Source organism: Paenibacillus sp. J31R30, from assembly GCF_059692115.1.
The window spans coordinates 69,079-84,991 of record NZ_JCAUAV010000017.1 but is presented as its reverse complement, the minus strand read 5'-3'; the positions used below and the strand labels follow the sequence as shown (position 1 = coordinate 84,991).

At 37.1% G+C, this 15,913-nt stretch carries 14 protein-coding genes; 2 read left to right on the top strand and 12 right to left on the bottom strand.

What is annotated here, in order from left to right; all coding sequences use genetic code 11:
* Positions 1–11 precede the first annotated feature (11 nt).
* The 3 genes from AC58QO_RS30760 to AC58QO_RS30750 all read right to left on the bottom strand — a co-directional run bounded on the left by AC58QO_RS30760 (position 12) and on the right by AC58QO_RS30750 (position 3,090).
* The gene (locus AC58QO_RS30760) at positions 12–1,187 is read right to left on the bottom strand and encodes a sigma-70 family RNA polymerase sigma factor (RefSeq protein WP_497272331.1); all 1,176 of its coding nucleotides are present in this window, start codon (positions 1,185–1,187) and stop codon (positions 12–14) included.
* Between the two features lie 451 nt (positions 1,188–1,638).
* Entirely contained in the window at positions 1,639–2,097 is a 459-nt protein-coding gene (locus AC58QO_RS30755) for a GIY-YIG nuclease family protein (RefSeq protein ID WP_497272330.1), read from the bottom strand.
* A 420-nt stretch (positions 2,098–2,517) separates the two neighbouring features.
* Complete coding sequence (locus tag AC58QO_RS30750) at positions 2,518–3,090, bottom strand: hypothetical protein (protein WP_497272328.1); 573 nt, start codon at positions 3,088–3,090, stop codon at positions 2,518–2,520.
* 151 nt (positions 3,091–3,241) lie between these two features.
* Here AC58QO_RS30750 and AC58QO_RS30745 point away from each other — a divergent pair, with 151 nt between their 5' ends.
* A complete protein-coding gene (locus AC58QO_RS30745; protein WP_497272326.1) occupies positions 3,242–4,405 on the top strand; it encodes a hypothetical protein in 1,164 nt (387 codons plus the stop codon).
* Positions 4,406–4,511: 106 nt separating this feature from the next.
* Here the strand turns inward: AC58QO_RS30745 and AC58QO_RS30740 are convergent, their stop codons facing one another.
* From AC58QO_RS30740 to AC58QO_RS30720, 5 genes are all read right to left on the bottom strand, one after another.
* Positions 4,512–5,216: a hypothetical protein gene (locus AC58QO_RS30740; protein ID WP_497272325.1), complete on the bottom strand. Its 705-nt coding sequence runs from the start codon at positions 5,214–5,216 to the stop codon at positions 4,512–4,514.
* 94 nt (positions 5,217–5,310) lie between these two features.
* On the bottom strand, positions 5,311–5,763 hold the full coding sequence (locus tag AC58QO_RS30735) for a hypothetical protein (protein WP_497272323.1): 453 nt from the start codon (positions 5,761–5,763) through the stop codon (positions 5,311–5,313).
* Complete coding sequence (locus AC58QO_RS30730) at positions 5,724–6,305, bottom strand: phospholipase D-like domain-containing protein (RefSeq protein WP_497272372.1); 582 nt, start codon at positions 6,303–6,305, stop codon at positions 5,724–5,726. Before AC58QO_RS30730 ends, AC58QO_RS30735 begins: the two co-directional genes overlap by 40 nt.
* Before the next feature lie 187 nt (positions 6,306–6,492).
* The gene (locus AC58QO_RS30725) at positions 6,493–7,128 is read right to left on the bottom strand and encodes a hypothetical protein (RefSeq protein ID WP_497272321.1); all 636 of its coding nucleotides are present in this window, start codon (positions 7,126–7,128) and stop codon (positions 6,493–6,495) included.
* A gap of 547 nt (positions 7,129–7,675) precedes the next feature.
* A complete protein-coding gene (locus tag AC58QO_RS30720) occupies positions 7,676–8,587 on the bottom strand; it encodes a hypothetical protein (RefSeq protein ID WP_497272319.1) in 912 nt (303 codons plus the stop codon).
* A 472-nt stretch (positions 8,588–9,059) separates the two neighbouring features.
* On the opposite strand from AC58QO_RS30720, the gene AC58QO_RS30715 reads away from it, so the two are divergent.
* Positions 9,060–10,034 carry a site-specific integrase gene (locus tag AC58QO_RS30715; RefSeq protein ID WP_497272317.1) on the top strand — a complete coding sequence of 325 codons (975 nt, stop codon included), beginning with the start codon at positions 9,060–9,062 and terminating at the stop codon, positions 10,032–10,034.
* A gap of 527 nt (positions 10,035–10,561) precedes the next feature.
* Here AC58QO_RS30715 and AC58QO_RS30710 read toward each other — a convergent pair.
* From AC58QO_RS30710 to AC58QO_RS30695, 4 genes are all read right to left on the bottom strand, one after another.
* The gene (locus tag AC58QO_RS30710; RefSeq protein ID WP_497272315.1) at positions 10,562–11,248 is read right to left on the bottom strand and encodes a hypothetical protein; all 687 of its coding nucleotides are present in this window, start codon (positions 11,246–11,248) and stop codon (positions 10,562–10,564) included.
* 376 nt (positions 11,249–11,624) lie between these two features.
* Positions 11,625–14,723, bottom strand: a complete 3,099-nt coding sequence (locus AC58QO_RS30705) for an HsdR family type I site-specific deoxyribonuclease (protein WP_497272313.1) — start codon at positions 14,721–14,723, stop codon at positions 11,625–11,627.
* A gap of 36 nt (positions 14,724–14,759) precedes the next feature.
* Positions 14,760–15,617 carry an AAA family ATPase gene (locus AC58QO_RS30700; RefSeq protein WP_497272311.1) on the bottom strand — a complete coding sequence of 286 codons (858 nt, stop codon included), beginning with the start codon at positions 15,615–15,617 and terminating at the stop codon, positions 14,760–14,762.
* A 119-nt stretch (positions 15,618–15,736) separates the two neighbouring features.
* A complete protein-coding gene (locus tag AC58QO_RS30695; protein WP_497272309.1) occupies positions 15,737–15,898 on the bottom strand; it encodes a hypothetical protein in 162 nt (53 codons plus the stop codon).
* Positions 15,899–15,913 lie beyond the last annotated feature (15 nt).

The following is a 15,913-nucleotide window of genomic DNA, read 5'->3' as shown; positions in this document are numbered from 1 at the left end:
TTAACCACCTTTCAGGAAATCCAGATCCATTTTTGTTTGTTTTTAATAGCTCGAAGCTTTCGGAGTGCTTGTGCTTCAATTTGCCGTATACGTTCACGAGTAAGAGAAAAAATCTTTCCAATTTCTTCTAAGGTACGATAATTCCCATCTAAAAGACCAAAGCGGTACTCGATAACCGACCGTTGTCTTTCTGTTAGTGTATCTAGCACATGATGAATATTTTGTTTTACTACGCGATGTTCTACAACAAGTGCTGGATCTTGAAATTCTTGTGGAAGAGAACTAATAATTTCTAATCGCTCATTTGGGATAAAATCAAGTAATTCAGCTTCTTGCTCACCTTCACCCACACTTTGGTTTAATGAAGTAAATGCTAAAAAACGGTGTTCTGTAACTTTCGCATCTCGATATTGATCTGTTGTAATGTTTAATGTTGAGCAAACCTCATCAATAGGTACAATTTTCATTTTCTCATCCAAACGAAAATTGGCCTCCACCTTTTTAATTGCTCGAATTCTCTCTAACATGTGTATGGGGACTCTTACTGTTGTACCCGTGTTTCCGATCGCCCTGATAATACGTTGCTTAATCCAATGAGAAGCATATGTAGATAGCTGCCCACCGTATGTGTGATCATATTTTTCAATTGCTTCGATTAATCCAAATATACCTTCATGAATAAGATCATCAACTGATAAATCATGATTCATATAGCTTTTACATCTAACTGCGATACTGTAGATCAGTTTCATATTGGCATTAATAATATGATGTAGGATATCTTTGCTTCCGGTGCGTTGATATTCTTGCATCATACGATCATTTTCCGCATAGGTAACTTCTCCAACCTTATCTGTATTGGAAATTTCTTTATGATTAGGAACAAGAGGCTTATTTAGTAAGTCATCAATATCATCCCATGCCTCTTCTACCTTCATCTTAACAATATTATGTTCTACTTTATTAACAATTGGTTCAACAGGTTTGGAAGAGATAGCATGATCAACCTGAACATGCTTATATTGATGTTTTTTTAGAAATTCAAGTATTAGTGCAGAATTTATCTGCTCACCTAGTGCTTTCTCGATAGTACTTTGCGCATAGGACAATCGAATTTGATGCTTACGTGGATATGCAATAAGAAACCATTGCAAACTATTTGTTAAATCACCAACTGAAAGCGGCATTCCTAACACCTCATTAGGACTTTTTTCTTTAGTCTATCATGATGCTTTGACAAATAGCTGTCATGAAAACATACGTTCGAACAACTATTTATTATTCGTAATATTAATTCGACACTTTCTTAAATTCCCCTCCTTTTTTGTATTTTTAGTGAATCTTTGTACCTACCGCAATCGTAAATTAGTCATCATATTCCTATATCTTTTGAATATACAAAAATCCCCTGTCATAAGTCTGTCAGGGGATTTTTGTTCATATTTATCGTGAAAATACTTGATAACCGTCATGGGAAGTATAATTTCATCAAATTCATGTTGTTTTTATTTCTACTAGATGCTTAATTTGATTTTCCCATTAAGGTATCCTTACTGCGATTTCCACGATTATTCTAAGACTTAAGATCAATGTTATATACTCCATCTACCAACCGAAATGATGCTGCTCCCTTATCATCTACTTAGTAAGGCTGACCAAACTGGCCGTCTTGGGATCATAGACTACATCTGTAATCGAGCCATCCCGAATACGGCGCACTGCTTCGTCAATTACGTGCAGAGGCACGAGGAACCATTCCTTCGGCCGTACTGGGTGACCGAAGCGGTCATGGATGGTGAGGTCGAGCTGAGCCGCTGCAAAAATGCGGTGGATTACCCCTTCCAGCTTCGTGCGGTTGATGCCGGCTAGTTTATAGCTGGCAACAACTTCAACATCCGCTAGTAGATAGGTAGCATCGTGCGCCGCATTGGCGATACGGGTTTCAACTTTCCCCCCCGTAACTCCAATCTTATGAATGAGTTGGCGGTGCTCCGAAACGAAGGGGTGACTAGACAGGCTACGAAGGACATAGATAGTACCACTTTCGATATCGCCTTCATCCCAGGTCTCGCAGTCAAATATGATAAAAACCCGCAAAAACCGCGGGTTCGTTACCTATTGTTAATGTGCCTTATTTCGAATGGCATCTTCAGTATCATAAATAAAGCTGCTAGCGTTAATTCCGTCTTTTACTGTAAAGAGAAAATGGTGCTGTTGATCTATTAAATTGCGACGGGGGACGTTAGTTTACTAATAATAAATCGACTCTAATCAAACAATGTTAAATTTAACATTAATTTAACGCAGTCTTATAAAAAGCCGTGAAAAATGGTTAAAGATGTTTCACACTGCCCTTCCAAGGAGTCCTGAAATAATTCCTTCGGTTACAGGTGTAGTTTTCGCCGTCCTCAAACGGATCACTTAACCGTCTTTTACGCCTACCCAACCTCCCTCAAAGAGTGAGTCACAGCCCATGGCGCACATCGGCACTACAATTGATACTTCCTTGCGTTTTGCTTAGCTTGCATGACGGCGCTTCTTGATGTGAGCGGTAATAAGATGTTCCGGGTCGAAGTCCCGCCCGCAGAGGGCACATGGCAAGCTATCGCGATCCTTTATCAGAAAATGTTCACCACGGCGCTTGGTTACCGTGAGCAGATCCGTTGGACCTTGAATCGTAACTTCGTATGAACCCTCCAGGACGCTTAGCATCCCCTTATAAGCGGGAATAGCAGGAACACCCCTTTGTGGCGACTGTTGCACCTGCGGTAGGATAAAGGCTGATGCGGTAGTCATCTTTGGGAGCTGATTTCCTTTGTACACGGCCTCTAGCCATTTTCCTCTGTCTCTTTTACCTTCAAACGTCTCACCAGTGGTACGAAGTAATATGTCACGGGTATCGGGACACTCCCGTGTCCAACCGTTCCCAGCATTAATCTCAGAAACTTGGAACTCTCGTTTATCAAAAACACCATTTTTCTTTCGATCTGTGTACGTAACTCCCAATAGCAGCGTTCCCCGCGGCCCCGTGGCAGAAAAGTATTTGACGTTTCCTCCACCGCTTCGCCCCTTGTAAGGTTCAATCTTCATTTGTTTCCCCTCCGGTCCTATTTCCTTATGATAACATATGGAAAAGAACTTATCGGGTATAGTCGCAAAAGGAGTTTTAGCCTTATACTCGTTTCATTGACAGATCGAAATTTACAGGTTATTGATAGAGATATTAAAAGGGGTTGAAACGATGACAATTATAGCGATGTTTCGCTGGGGAGACAAGGCAGTATTTGCAAGTGACTTCCGAGTTTCCTTCACTGCGGGGAATCAGGTGGATATCATGTCTAAATTCATTCAGTTCGAGAATCGGATCGGCATCTTTACGGCCGGTGACTTAGGGATGTGGAAAGGTGCAGTGCCGAAAATTGAGTCTGTGCTTGATGAGATAACGTTTGAGAACGTCGGGCAGCAGGAAGGTCCCTTACATCTAACCTTACAACGGTATACTGAGTCCACTCCCGCCAACGGTAACCTATTCTACGGTGGCATTGGCTTCATGGTAGAGCCTGAACGTGAGCTCCACACTGTATTTAAGTTATACGGACAAGCCGGCCGCGGCCTCTCCATAACAACGCTCGACGACGGATGTGTTGTCATGGGTAGCGGCGATAGAATACCTGGAATCGAAGAACATCTGGGTGATATCTTGCGCAGGCATACGGAAGAACGGCCATATAACCTGCCGGAAGTGGAGTCCGTATTAAAACGAAACCTTCATGAATGGATTGCCCGCTGCGGATCATCCGCCTATCGAAAACTAGGCATCTCTCCCGTCATGGCAACCTCTCGACTTGCAGGTGGTGCCTTCCAAATGACAGCGATTGAAACGCAAGGCGACTACTACCCCTCGAATGGTCCTCGTAAGAGCTACCATTATTCGTTTACGCGGGTGGATGGCCAACTGATGCTTAAAGATCACAGGCAGGATAAAACCTTAGTCGTCAATGAAATCGTGGATTTTTCCACTCAGCAGGATGATGACGAACTGTTTGATCCCCAAGGATTAACCGAGCGGTTTGACTCTTGCTTTCAAGCTGTGGGGGAAACTGTATTCTTGATGAACCAGTGGATTGAACCGGATTTTGTGGAGCGTACCGTATATAAAACGGGGATCTTTCGATTCAGAGGGCAGCCGCTGTGCAATCCAAATTATGAGCGCCTGAGTCATATCACAGTGGAGGACATGGATCCATCGGAAACCGCACCGTATGCTAGTACGGGGTATATCGCCTTACTAATCCCCGAAAGGAAATTTCGCTCATTCGAAGCAGGGATCCAAGAGCATATCCTAAATCATCAATGGATGGCTGACCACATTAACAATTACGAAGAGATTCATCTGATGACCTAACAAAACCCGCTCCCCATCCTTATGATCGGGAGCAGGATTTCTTTTAGATAAAATGATTACATACCCACTTCGCTTTTCGTATGAAGAAGGTTTGATTATAGATTGGTTACTTTGAATATAAAGTACCTTCGATCAGCATTCGGTTTAAAAATTCAATTCCGCCGCGTACGATGATATCCCTAATTTCATTTCCGGTTAGATGTAGCCAGTAACGATCCATCTTTTCTTCTAACAGCTGCGGGTCGTCACCAATGAAATAAGTGGAGTTCTTAAAGGCTTCCTTAGATTCGGGCTTTAATACATAGCCGGTGTAATCCCCTTCCTCAAACTGACACATCCAATAAATCCCCTCATGCGCAACCATATTCCGAACACCGTTGAAGATATCTGCAACATCATTGATGTTAATTGCCTGTCCCTCCATGGTCAGAATATTTTGCGTAAGCGTTTCTTGGTCTTCCGGACGTAAATATTTTGAAAAAAAATCTCGTATGATCTTATACTTATCCGTGATTGCCTTTTGATTGGTCGTCCTATAAAGGGCTTCAATTGTCATAATCCATAATTGCACTTGTATGCCATCTAACCGGGTGGTTTCATCCAGTTTATTAGCATTGTCGGCCATCATTATCCCTCTCACCAGCTGATGCATCGTCCGTTTACTGACTACATTCTGCTGTTCACATGAAAGGATAAAATGTTCTGCGACTTGTTCGGGATCAAAAAATGGTTTGAAGAATGCAAGATAGGTTGGCAAATTACGTTGTAACGATTCAGCCTCTAACCGTTTCTTTACTTCCTCGGTGATCATAGTTGTTCTCCTTTTCAATCAATAGAGTATTTTATCCGATCCCGCTACCCTTCTCCCATGAGAAAGGAAGCGCGTTGTTGTCCTTCTGTTTAACTTACTCCGCATAGACACTTTCGTTAGCTACTCCGAACTTTTTAAATTGAGCCTCTAGTTTTTCGATGAGATAATCGCTGGCTTTTGCGGTAATCTGTATATGCGATCTTTGGTGATGCGTTGATAAGATTTCTGCTGGATGCCGCTTGTGATTGGGGTAGAGGTCCGTGCCCAAGTCACGACAAAGCTCGATTAACGATATTCCGTATTTAATTTGGGCGTGTATGTAACGGCCGTTATGTAGCTCCACATAGTAAGGATAACGACCAGCGGTTTCTCTGTAGAAACGATCCTCGGGACCGATCACATTACCTAGCTTAAACCCTTTTGTTTCAGCGTAACCAATGACCATTGGCGTACCCTGACCTTGTAGAACGTAGCTGACCACAGCCATAAATACCAACTGCCCTTCTTTTATACCTGATGGCCTGCGGCGGAAAAAGGTGCGGTCCATGTGCTCATACAGATCCCGCTTAGGTAAATACGGTTGTTCGGTATTCGGTCATCGCTATTTCCCTCGAACTTGATCCAAACGCCGGTATCTCGATGCTCCTTTTGGCCACCATCTTCTTGTAAGGAAGCCTCAATAAAATCAGAATTCGCATCAGTAGCTACCGGGATCACAAGTTCAGTGGAGCGGGATACATCATCGAGTTTAGCACCCCATTTGAAGTTGTTGTACTCTACTAGCGTAGGATCTTTCTTTTTCCCCTTCCGGCCGGGGAGGGATTCATTAATCTTCGCCTTCTCCCGATCGATCATCTGCTGGGTAACAAGCCAATCTCCTGACAGCTTCATCCGTTCCAATAAACCGAAAAAGTAATCAGAACATTCCTTAGCGAATGCTAGCTCCTGCTCCATGTACATACCAAATTCATGATTCTTATAAAAACCGTTAAAGGTAAAGTTGGCGGAGCCGGTTATGACGGATTGTCCATCAAATATGTAGAGCTTCGAATGAAGGTAACTGTAGCGCATATATTTTCGCACCTGCATGAAGCAGACGTTCGAAACCATCCAGATTGCTGGCCCGCTGGTGCACGTATTGAAAATGGGACAACTATTCAATTATAAACCTATTCTTCGACGTTACGACTATTAACCCTCAAAAATTTAATTATTCTCGTCCATTTCATACATTCTATATATTCTTCGGAACAATTTTAATTTCGTTGTATAAGTGTTATTCATGGTGAAGCTCAGTAACTCCCTCTTTGGTTAAAATGACTGAATATGCTGTTTTTCCTATCATATCGTCATTTACTTGTCTAATTACTTTAGCATATATATCAGCCAATTCTTTTAAGTCTTTTAAACCATTAGGATGCTTTTTAAGCTCAAGTTGAATATTATCAATGGTTGTGTTTTGAAGTTCTTCCTCCGACTGTTCATTTGTGGATTTTGCTTTTATGGTAGCTTCTAAATCCATTGGAGAGAAATCATTATCGGAAGAGAAACCACTTAAAATGGACAAATTATCTTTAAAATATCCTACAAAGAAAGTAGCATCTGGCTTAAGGTTAGGGTATGTAGCTTTAAACATAGCTTTTCCGTATTGAAATGCTTCACTAAAAAACAGATTTGGGTCAGAACACTTTGATAGGAAGTCTCTACGTTCATCTACAAACTCCAAGGATTTTTCTGCGATCAATGAACGCCCTGCATAAGAGACAATATATTGGTCGTTAAATATTCTTACCTTTTTAGAATTATCATTAACATTAATGATTTGCCCAGTTACAACGTTACTAGTAGTAGTCCTTTTGTCAGTGGTCATAATAATATAGTTAGGGTTTTTTACTGCTATTACCATCGTCATTATATATATCATCCTTTATTTTATACTTTTCTTAATCCCACCACTGACGCTTCAGTAGTTTTCATAATTCAACTATCTTCATTCATAGAATCTATTTTAATTTTTATAGCAAAATTTCTATTATGACCCAGGCACTTAATACCATGAATTTAGTGAATATAACTATATGTATATTCAAAATATTCCTTCCTAAGTGTTTGGAACTTCAATACGAAGTCGGTTATGTCACTAGAAACATCTGATGCCACTTATGTGGCTGAAGGTCATTTAGATTGTCAAACGTCGCGTAATACTGTCCGTTAGTTCAGTTGTGTTCCATTATTATACATTTTACCTGCATTTATTAATTAATAAAAACGATTTTTGTCAAACTGCTAAAGATAAAAATCTTAGCTACGCAGTATACATCTTATAAGACAAAACGATCACCCTAAAAGAGTGATCGTCTTTAATGAACCTTATTTAGTTAACAGTAGCGTTGTACTGCAAACCAGGCTAGCAGTTCATTTCAGAAATTTTAACCCTTTATTTCTTCCAAAGATAATGATCAAATAACTGTTATAAATGAACTTCCATTTCTTACTTCCTGTGCTTGCATACCTATAGCCATTAAAATATCATTATCTTCTTTGGCATTTTCATTATACCAAGCTCTAATAAAATGATAGTAATCATCAACATCCCTCTGGTATAAACCAAACATCTCCGGATATCCTATGCTATCTTCTAATTTTTCCTTTTGAAAACCTGTTATTTTACCATCTCTGTATAACTTTTTAATTTCTCTAATACACACTTCATAGCTATGTTCACCTGAGGGATGCCTTAGATATGTGATCACATTATTGTACTGACCGCTTATAAGTGGTTCTATTATATTAGTCAGCTCATTTGAAGTTATAGCTTTTATTTGTACACCAGCAGGAATAGTTGTATTAACAATGGTTGCTGGCTCTGGTCTACCAAGTTCCTCATTCATAGTCAAAAACATAACATCAAACTGTCTGAAATTCGGATTATAATAACCTGGAAACGTTTGGTTAGTCATTGGGAATCCGACACCTACAGTTTGATACTTACTATAAAATTGACTTGATAACCTCTTTCTGGATGTGCTCCATTTAAATATATCATATCCAAACCTTCTATTTTCCTCATTAGCAAGCCTTACTGTCAATGATTCAAATATATATCCCGCGATAACAGAGATATCCTGATTTATGGTTCTTATTGCTACCTTTATCTCACCGTTTTGAGTTAAAATAAAATGTCCAGTTTCTAATGCATCGGCTACAAAATCATCCCAATATTTCATACGCAGTATTTTTAATTTTTCTTCATTTGTAAAAATTGGATGCCTTGAATCTAATATTCCTGCCCCAACAGTACTTAACTTATCTATAATAAATGATTCGATTTGAACTTTATCATCCATATTTGAAATAATTAGTTCGCTCACTTAACCCACCTCACTTATTTAATTCAAGCGGTATCTACGATTTCTCTTTCCCCATCTATGAAGAGTTTAAACCAATTCCTCTACCGACAGATCGAGTCTACTGTTCTCCCACAAAATTTCTAGCCAGTAAGTGCCTCCGCTTTTTGAGATTAACTGTTTTGCAGCACTAAGCCCACCTTCTCTTGATACAAGTTATATAAATCTTGAGGCCTCAACTATCTGACTAGCAGGTTGTTGTACATTAATTAACGTGTTCCCCTCAAAATTCTCATTCCAACCTTTTTATTTTTTTGACAATTGCTTATTTTTAGATTTTACAATAATACTGCAACTTTCTCTATGTATTATGGCGAATCATTCACTTTTTGCTTAGCAAATTTTCACAAAGTAATTCAGAAACTGATAAAATAAAAGAGAGCAATTCTAGCTATTGATAACCATTATTATCGGGGTCTAGAGAGGGGGAAAGAAAATGGACGTTTTTTCAGAGTTGCAAAGTCGAAATTCAAATGAACTATCTAACGAATTTCGAGAACTCCATTCGGAAGCGAAAGAACATCTTCTAAATTCAAAAGCAGAGAATACAAAACGAGCATATACTTCAGATTGGTCACACTTTGAAAAGTGGTGTTACTCTCATTCACTAGATTCACTTCCAGCAGAACCTCATAACCTTGTTTATTACATAACTTCGCTTGGAAAAGAAAAAAAGGCCTCTACTATTAAACGAAAGATGGCAGCAATCTCCCAGCGTCATGAAATGAAAGGATATCAAAGTCCTTGCAAAACAAAACTGGTCAAAGGAGTTTGGGAGGGATTGCAGCGAAAGATAGGGGTGGAGGAAAAAGGAAAAGAAGCCCTCTGGCTTCATGAGTTACGTGAAGTTACTGAAGCCCTACCTAAAGATAAACTTATTGGTATTCGTAATCGTGCTTTACTCGTTATTGGCTGGGTAGGTGCTTTTCGTCGAAGTGAGTTAGTCGGAATTAACATTGAAGACATTTCAAAAACACGAGACGGTATAATAATCCATTTGAATAGAAGCAAAACAGACCAAAAAGGTGAAGGTCAGGATGTGGCCCTACCTTATGCGAGCAACCCCTTAACGTGTCCGGTTCGAAGCTTTGAAGATTGGATTTCCGCATCCGGCCTTAAAGATGGACCGTTATTTAGAAGAATGGATCGACATGGGAATATCATGGAGAGATTAACTCCACCAGCTGTTCGGATTGTGGTGAAGAAAAGCTGTGAGGCCGTTGGGCTTGATCCACAACGATATGGTGCACATAGCTTGCGTAGTGGATTTTGTTCACAAGCTGCAAAAGCTGGGAAAGCGGAGCATCAGATTATGAAGCAGACGAGACATAAGAATTCCGATTCATTGCAGCGGTATATTAAAAAAGCGACTTTGTTTGATGGTAATGCAGCCATTGGAATTGGTCTGTAATTTTTATCCTTTAAAAAAGGCAATGGTACCAGTACCATTACATACAAACCCATATCGGTTAGTAATTAAAGGACAATAGTTAACAATAACACTAATGTCATTTGAAACAGACCTATTCTTTCCTCATCTTACGTTGGATATCGGGTACCATGCAATCATCTCATACATAATGTGTTCTCTGAATTACGAGTAATACTTCCGTTTCAGTTTATTCTTTATTTTTCCTCTTCAGTTCTAGAAAAGCTAAACGAAAAGGATGAGTTATTCTTCGGCAAAAAATTGTTAAATAACGTATTCATTTCATTCAACAAGCCTCTACTTTGAGAAACAGTATAGTTATTTCTTACTATACAACCCGAAACAATTTGTACTTGAGGAGGTGATTTGGAAATCAAATAAAAAAAAAGCCTCTCAATTCATCCTGAGAGGTGCTAATTAGTACGGATGTGAGTAAACAACATTTCCCAATTTCGGAAATTTGGTAAATGAATGTATTAGCCCTTATTACATCATGCGATCATTAGGTTTTATGATTTATGTTTTGGATTTTCAGTAAATTTCACTCCACTTTTTATATCAATTTTACAATGAAGAACATTTGTATTTACTGTATTCGGATTTTCTTTTGCAACTAATTTTATTGCATTTTCAAGTCTTGTTTCAATTGATTCGATTTCAATTTCATATTCAGAAAAATATTGATGGATTAAATCCATACCATTACCTAGAGGAACAAAATCATTTTTTTGTAATTCAGAAACCTTATAATCATTAGAATTTGAAAAATAAGCTAGAAATAACTGATCTGATGTATTGTCAATTCCAGCTAAAATGTAAGCCGCATTAACGTTGGTTATATCTTTCAATTTTATTTTTTTCTGAAAAAAACATTTTCCCTTATTCAATTTTTTAAGATGATTTTCCTTTATCTCTTTTATTGCATCACGAAATATCTCTTGTGCTCTTGCAAAAAGATCATCCTTGCTAATACTCGAATTTTCAGCTAATGTTTTTTTCAACCGCTCTTTTGCTATATTAGTTGTCTCAAATTCACCCGCAGCTGCTAAAACTATAGATCCAGAGACCTTTTCTATTTTCTTTGCCCAATCATCTTTGACTTCTTTAAATTCATTATGCTCATCAAAATCGCTTCTTCTACGGTCAGCAGATATTATTATAAAATCTTCACCCGAAAAACCAATTATTACTGTCATACAAGGACACCTTCCTATGGTTTAGCAAAATCTTATGCATATTATTCCGCATCCTGTAATATTCGAGGGTGCGTGATGATTTTTATCGATCTGTTATTTCCTCATCCAGTCATCATTAAATTTTACTCTAAATTCTTCGAGAACCTCCTCAAACCTCGAAAATCCAGCATCTTTCATTTGTTTCGAGAAACCTATCCACTTACTCATGATTTGGCAACCATTCTCGGATGTCGTACTTAGCTTCTTCATCGTTCAAGCTTAAACTTCTCAGTTCCTTTGTCCAACCCTTTGAAGATTCCGACAATCTGCCGTGTATTTGAGTTACTTATATTAAATTCTGCCATTGCTCCACATTGTACTTTCTTTTTTAGATTTATTAAATCTTTCCACCTACTCCTTTAAACTTATCTACAAAGGCAGAGATTTTCTGAAAAACGCTCTGCTTTTTTGTTAAATAATGAGGATTAAGAGGACTCATTTTAGGAAGAACGTCATTAAGCTCCGTTCCATTTTCACTGGCATATTCTCTTTTTAATGAAGTTAAAATATATCTTTTTGCAGCTTCATCATTAAGATTTTCAGTATTAATCAATTCTTCTGCTTCACGTTTTTGCTCAGTTTGAGCAAATGAGAAGAAGGCATCGATAATACTTGCTTTATCTTGAATACTATCTAAATCAGCTTGGTTGATAAAATCAACTACTAAGCTTTCTTTAGCACGGTTTCCTACACTAGAACGAATTAAGCGACGAACTTCTTCAACCAATGATGCTTTATCTTTTGCTTTTTTATTATGCTCAAAAATAAGTTCCAGAATGAAATCTAAATTGATCTCTTGGGATTTTAAAAGATCTACTTCAAAGACAACGTCATCCCAATCAATAGAGGCAGTTTCTTTTCCTTTTCCAGTTCTTTCACGACGAAGCCAATCACGAATATCATTATATGAAGAACGATAATCTTGAATAGCTCTTTCTTCTAGCACTTGAATCTCTTGCATAACAGTTATATCTTCATCCGTTACATAGTGAATAGACTTAAAATCTTCTAAAGCATTAGGGTCAGTCATATCTACTGTTTGTAAAGCTTTTAAACCTGAAAATTCATCATAGTTCTGTAGGATATTTTCAATACGCAAATATTCACCAAAAAGTTTAGCAAACTCTTTCTTATCCTTTTCAGTATCAATCTCATCAACATTAGGAAAACGTTTCTTTAATTCTTTTACTACATCTACATATCCACGACGGGCCTCACCAGTTGCCAGATCCGTGAATCCTTCCATATATTCTTTATAGCTTTTTTCAAGCACCACATTTTTAGTGTTCTTATCTCCAAAAAGAGTAATAGCGTCTATCGTTGCTTGTTCTAGATCTCTGAAGGTGACAATATTACCAAAGGTTTTTGTGGAATCATAAATACGATTTGTTCTGGAAAAAGCTTGCATTAAACCATGATACCTAAGATTTTTATCAACAAATAAAGTGTTTAATGTAGGTGCATCAAAACCTGTTAAAAACATGCCTACAACAATCAATAAATCAATCTCTTTGTCTTTTACTCGTTTTGCAAGGTCACGATAATAATTTTGAAATTCATTACTTTCTACGCCATAATTGGTTTTAAACATGGCATTATAGTCTTTAATGGCTAGACTTAAAAACTCTTTTGCACTGCTATCCATTGCTGTTGGTTCAAAAGTTTCATCAAGAATTTCACCTATAGCATTTTGCTCTTCATTAGCAGCAAATGAAAAGATTGTAGCAATCTTTAGCGGTTTACTACTTCCTTTTTGTAAGTTATTTAATGATTCATAGTAGAGTTTGGCTGCATCAACACTACTCACAGCAAACATGGCATTAAATCCTTTTGCATTTGCGTTTAGACGATGGGTTTTTACTTTAAAATTATTAAGAATATATTGAGAAATTTCTTTAATTCGTTCAGGATGCAGTAATGCTTCTTTATTTTCTGCTGCCGATAGCTTTTTCTCGTCCTGTTCTTTTTCAATGGTTTTGAACTTGGGACGTACATCGTTATAATCTACTTTGAACTTTAAAACTTTTTCATCTCTAATGGCATCCGTAATTACATAAGGGTGTAACTCTCGACCAAAGATAGAAGCAGTCGTTTCAGAACCTAACGCATTTTCCGGGAAAATTGGAGTACCTGTAAATCCAAATTGATAGAACTTCTTAAACTTTTTATTGATATTTTTTTGAGCTTCACCAAATTGTGAGCGGTGGGCTTCATCAAAAATAAATACCACTTGCTTATTATATATAGGTAACTCTGTTTCGCTTTTAATTAGGTTATTCAGTTTTTGAATCGTCGTCACAATAATTTTATTATCATCTTTTTCAAGGTTACGCTTTAATCCTGCGGTACTTTCTGAACCATTAACACTATCAGGAGAAAAACGCTGATACTCTTTCATCGTCTGAAAATCTAGGTCTTTCCTATCTACAACAAAAAATACTTTATCTATAAAATTCAGTTCAGTAGCCAAACGAGCTGCTTTAAAACTCGTAAGCGTTTTCCCCGAACCTGTTGTATGCCAAATATATCCCCCACTTTCAGTGGTTCTCCAATTCTTGGCTAGATATGAACTTTTAATTTTCCATAAAATTCTTTCTGTGGCAGCAATTTGATAAGGACGCATAATCAGCAGGTTATCGCTCACATCAAAAACTGAATATTTCAGTAGTATATTCAATAAAGTATTTTTCTGAAAAAATGTAGCTGTGAAATCTTTTAAATCTTTAATCAGGGTATTATCTGATCTTGCCCAATTCATAGTAAAATCAAAACTGTTTTTATCACGTTTAGTCGTATTAGCAAAATAACGGCTATCTGTCCCATTAGAAATTACAAAAATCTGTAAATATTTAAACAGAGAGTTTTCTGAATTAAAGCTCTCTTTAGTATATCGATGAACCTGATTAAAGGCTTCACGAATGGCGATCCCACGCTTTTTAAGCTCTACTTGTACTAAAGGTAAGCCATTGACTAAAATGGTAACATCATATCTATTGGCTTGCGTTCCTTTTTGTTCAAATTGGGAAATTACTTGCACTTTATTTTTGGCAATATTCTTTTTGTCTACCAGATAAATATTTTGAATAGGACCATCATCAAAGACAAAGTCATAAATATAATCGTTATGAATTTTACGGGTTTTATCAATGTGGTTATCACTGGGTTTATCTAAAAACTGCTCACAAAATCTAATCCATTCAGCTTCTGAGAATTGTACATTATTAAGGTTTTGCAGTTGCACTCGGACATTAGCAAGCATTTTTTCAGGAGTGGTTAAACTTTGTAGATGTTCATAACCTTGATTTACTAAATCTTGAATGAGTTCTCGTTCTAAATCAGCTTCTGTTTGATAGCCAACCCCTTGTTGATCTATCTTGGTATATTTATCTAGAACTATAAAGTTGTTTGATTCTGCAATTGGTTTGTAATCATTCATTAGCTTCCTCCATAAACAGTAGTTTCATTGTTTTAATTATTTGAATTTATAATTTCTCACAAATTCTTTCATCAAATAATCTAAAACACGTTTGTCATCATCGGACAATTCAGCCATTTCATCCCCTGAATGTTTTGAATGACTTGAAAGATTAATAATTCTTTTCACATATGGATTAGGATTTCCATCAGCTGTCAATGGTAACAAGTCAACCCAATTATCATAACCAAGAAATGTTGAGGTTTTCTCCAAAATATTTCTTAGAAAAGAAAAATGGTATTTCTTTATCTGTCCCGATTCAACAGCTTTTTCAATCTCGTTCTTGAGAAAAAGATGATATGCAAAAGGAGAATCACTTGTTTGTTCCTCTAGTAAAAACATTCCATCATCTAGCTTTTTTAGTCGATATTTTACAAAGTCTTTCTTCGCTTTGTAACTGTACCGTTTATCATCTCTACTAAGTTCATTGTAAAGAACATTATAAAAAAGTGGATTGTGCGTTGTAATGACAAATTTCAGATTAGATTGACTCATTTTTATTAAGTCTGCCAAATTTACAGCTAGCCCGATTAAATGGTTATCATCTAATGAACTTACAGGGTCATCGATAAATACATATTCCAACTCATTTAGTTTATCTGTCTCTCTATCACTTGGATCTGGTATATTCAATACGCCAATTACTTGTTCAATCAAACTATAAAAGACACTCCAAACAAAATTACTTTCCTCTCCTTTCGATATCTTAATATTCTGAGAATATCCATCATTTCCACGTTCAAAAGAAAATGTAACCTCGGTAGATTTTGGATTAAATTTTGGCGTTAATTTATGATTGGTATAATTCTGAAAATTAATAATAACATTTTGATCTTGCCCTTGTTCCTTAAGCACCCATCCCGTAAAAGAGTTCGGCTGAATTCTAAGTTTGAGGTCAACATCATTTTCTAAATCATTATCCCAATAAAATAAATCTTCTGTAAAGGCGCTATAATAAATAATTTTTTTGCTCGCTAGCCCTGTTTCCTCTGTATCATATCGATTTTAGGTTCTACTAATAATCTAAATTCCCGTGACAGTCTTGTTTTACCATTTCCATTAAAAGCATAAATCAGTTGGACTTTTTTATTATTATCTTTTAGCTGTTGTGCAATATCAGTTAATGAAACGCTCATACTACTCCTTTACCT

What these genes read in the sequence shown, in the direction of transcription:
- AC58QO_RS30760 (WP_497272331.1), bottom strand. Translation starts at nt 1,187, where the DNA reads ATGCCGCTTTCAGTTGGTGATTTAACAAATAGTTTGCAATGGTTTCTT.
- AC58QO_RS30750 (WP_497272328.1), bottom strand. Translation starts at nt 3,090, where the DNA reads ATGAAGATTGAACCTTACAAGGGGCGAAGCGGTGGAGGAAACGTCAAA.
- AC58QO_RS30745 (WP_497272326.1), top strand. Translation starts at nt 3,242, where the DNA reads ATGACAATTATAGCGATGTTTCGCTGGGGAGACAAGGCAGTATTTGCA.
- AC58QO_RS30740 (WP_497272325.1), bottom strand. Translation starts at nt 5,216, where the DNA reads ATGATCACCGAGGAAGTAAAGAAACGGTTAGAGGCTGAATCGTTACAA.
- AC58QO_RS30735 (WP_497272323.1), bottom strand. Translation starts at nt 5,763, where the DNA reads ATGGACCGCACCTTTTTCCGCCGCAGGCCATCAGGTATAAAAGAAGGG.
- AC58QO_RS30730 (WP_497272372.1), bottom strand. Translation starts at nt 6,305, where the DNA reads ATGCAGGTGCGAAAATATATGCGCTACAGTTACCTTCATTCGAAGCTC.
- AC58QO_RS30725 (WP_497272321.1), bottom strand. Translation starts at nt 7,128, where the DNA reads ATGACGATGGTAATAGCAGTAAAAAACCCTAACTATATTATTATGACC.
- AC58QO_RS30715 (WP_497272317.1), top strand. Translation starts at nt 9,060, where the DNA reads ATGGACGTTTTTTCAGAGTTGCAAAGTCGAAATTCAAATGAACTATCT.
- AC58QO_RS30710 (WP_497272315.1), bottom strand. Translation starts at nt 11,248, where the DNA reads ATGACAGTAATAATTGGTTTTTCGGGTGAAGATTTTATAATAATATCT.
- AC58QO_RS30705 (WP_497272313.1), bottom strand. Translation starts at nt 14,723, where the DNA reads ATGAATGATTACAAACCAATTGCAGAATCAAACAACTTTATAGTTCTA.
- AC58QO_RS30695 (WP_497272309.1), bottom strand. Translation starts at nt 15,898, where the DNA reads ATGAGCGTTTCATTAACTGATATTGCACAACAGCTAAAAGATAATAAT.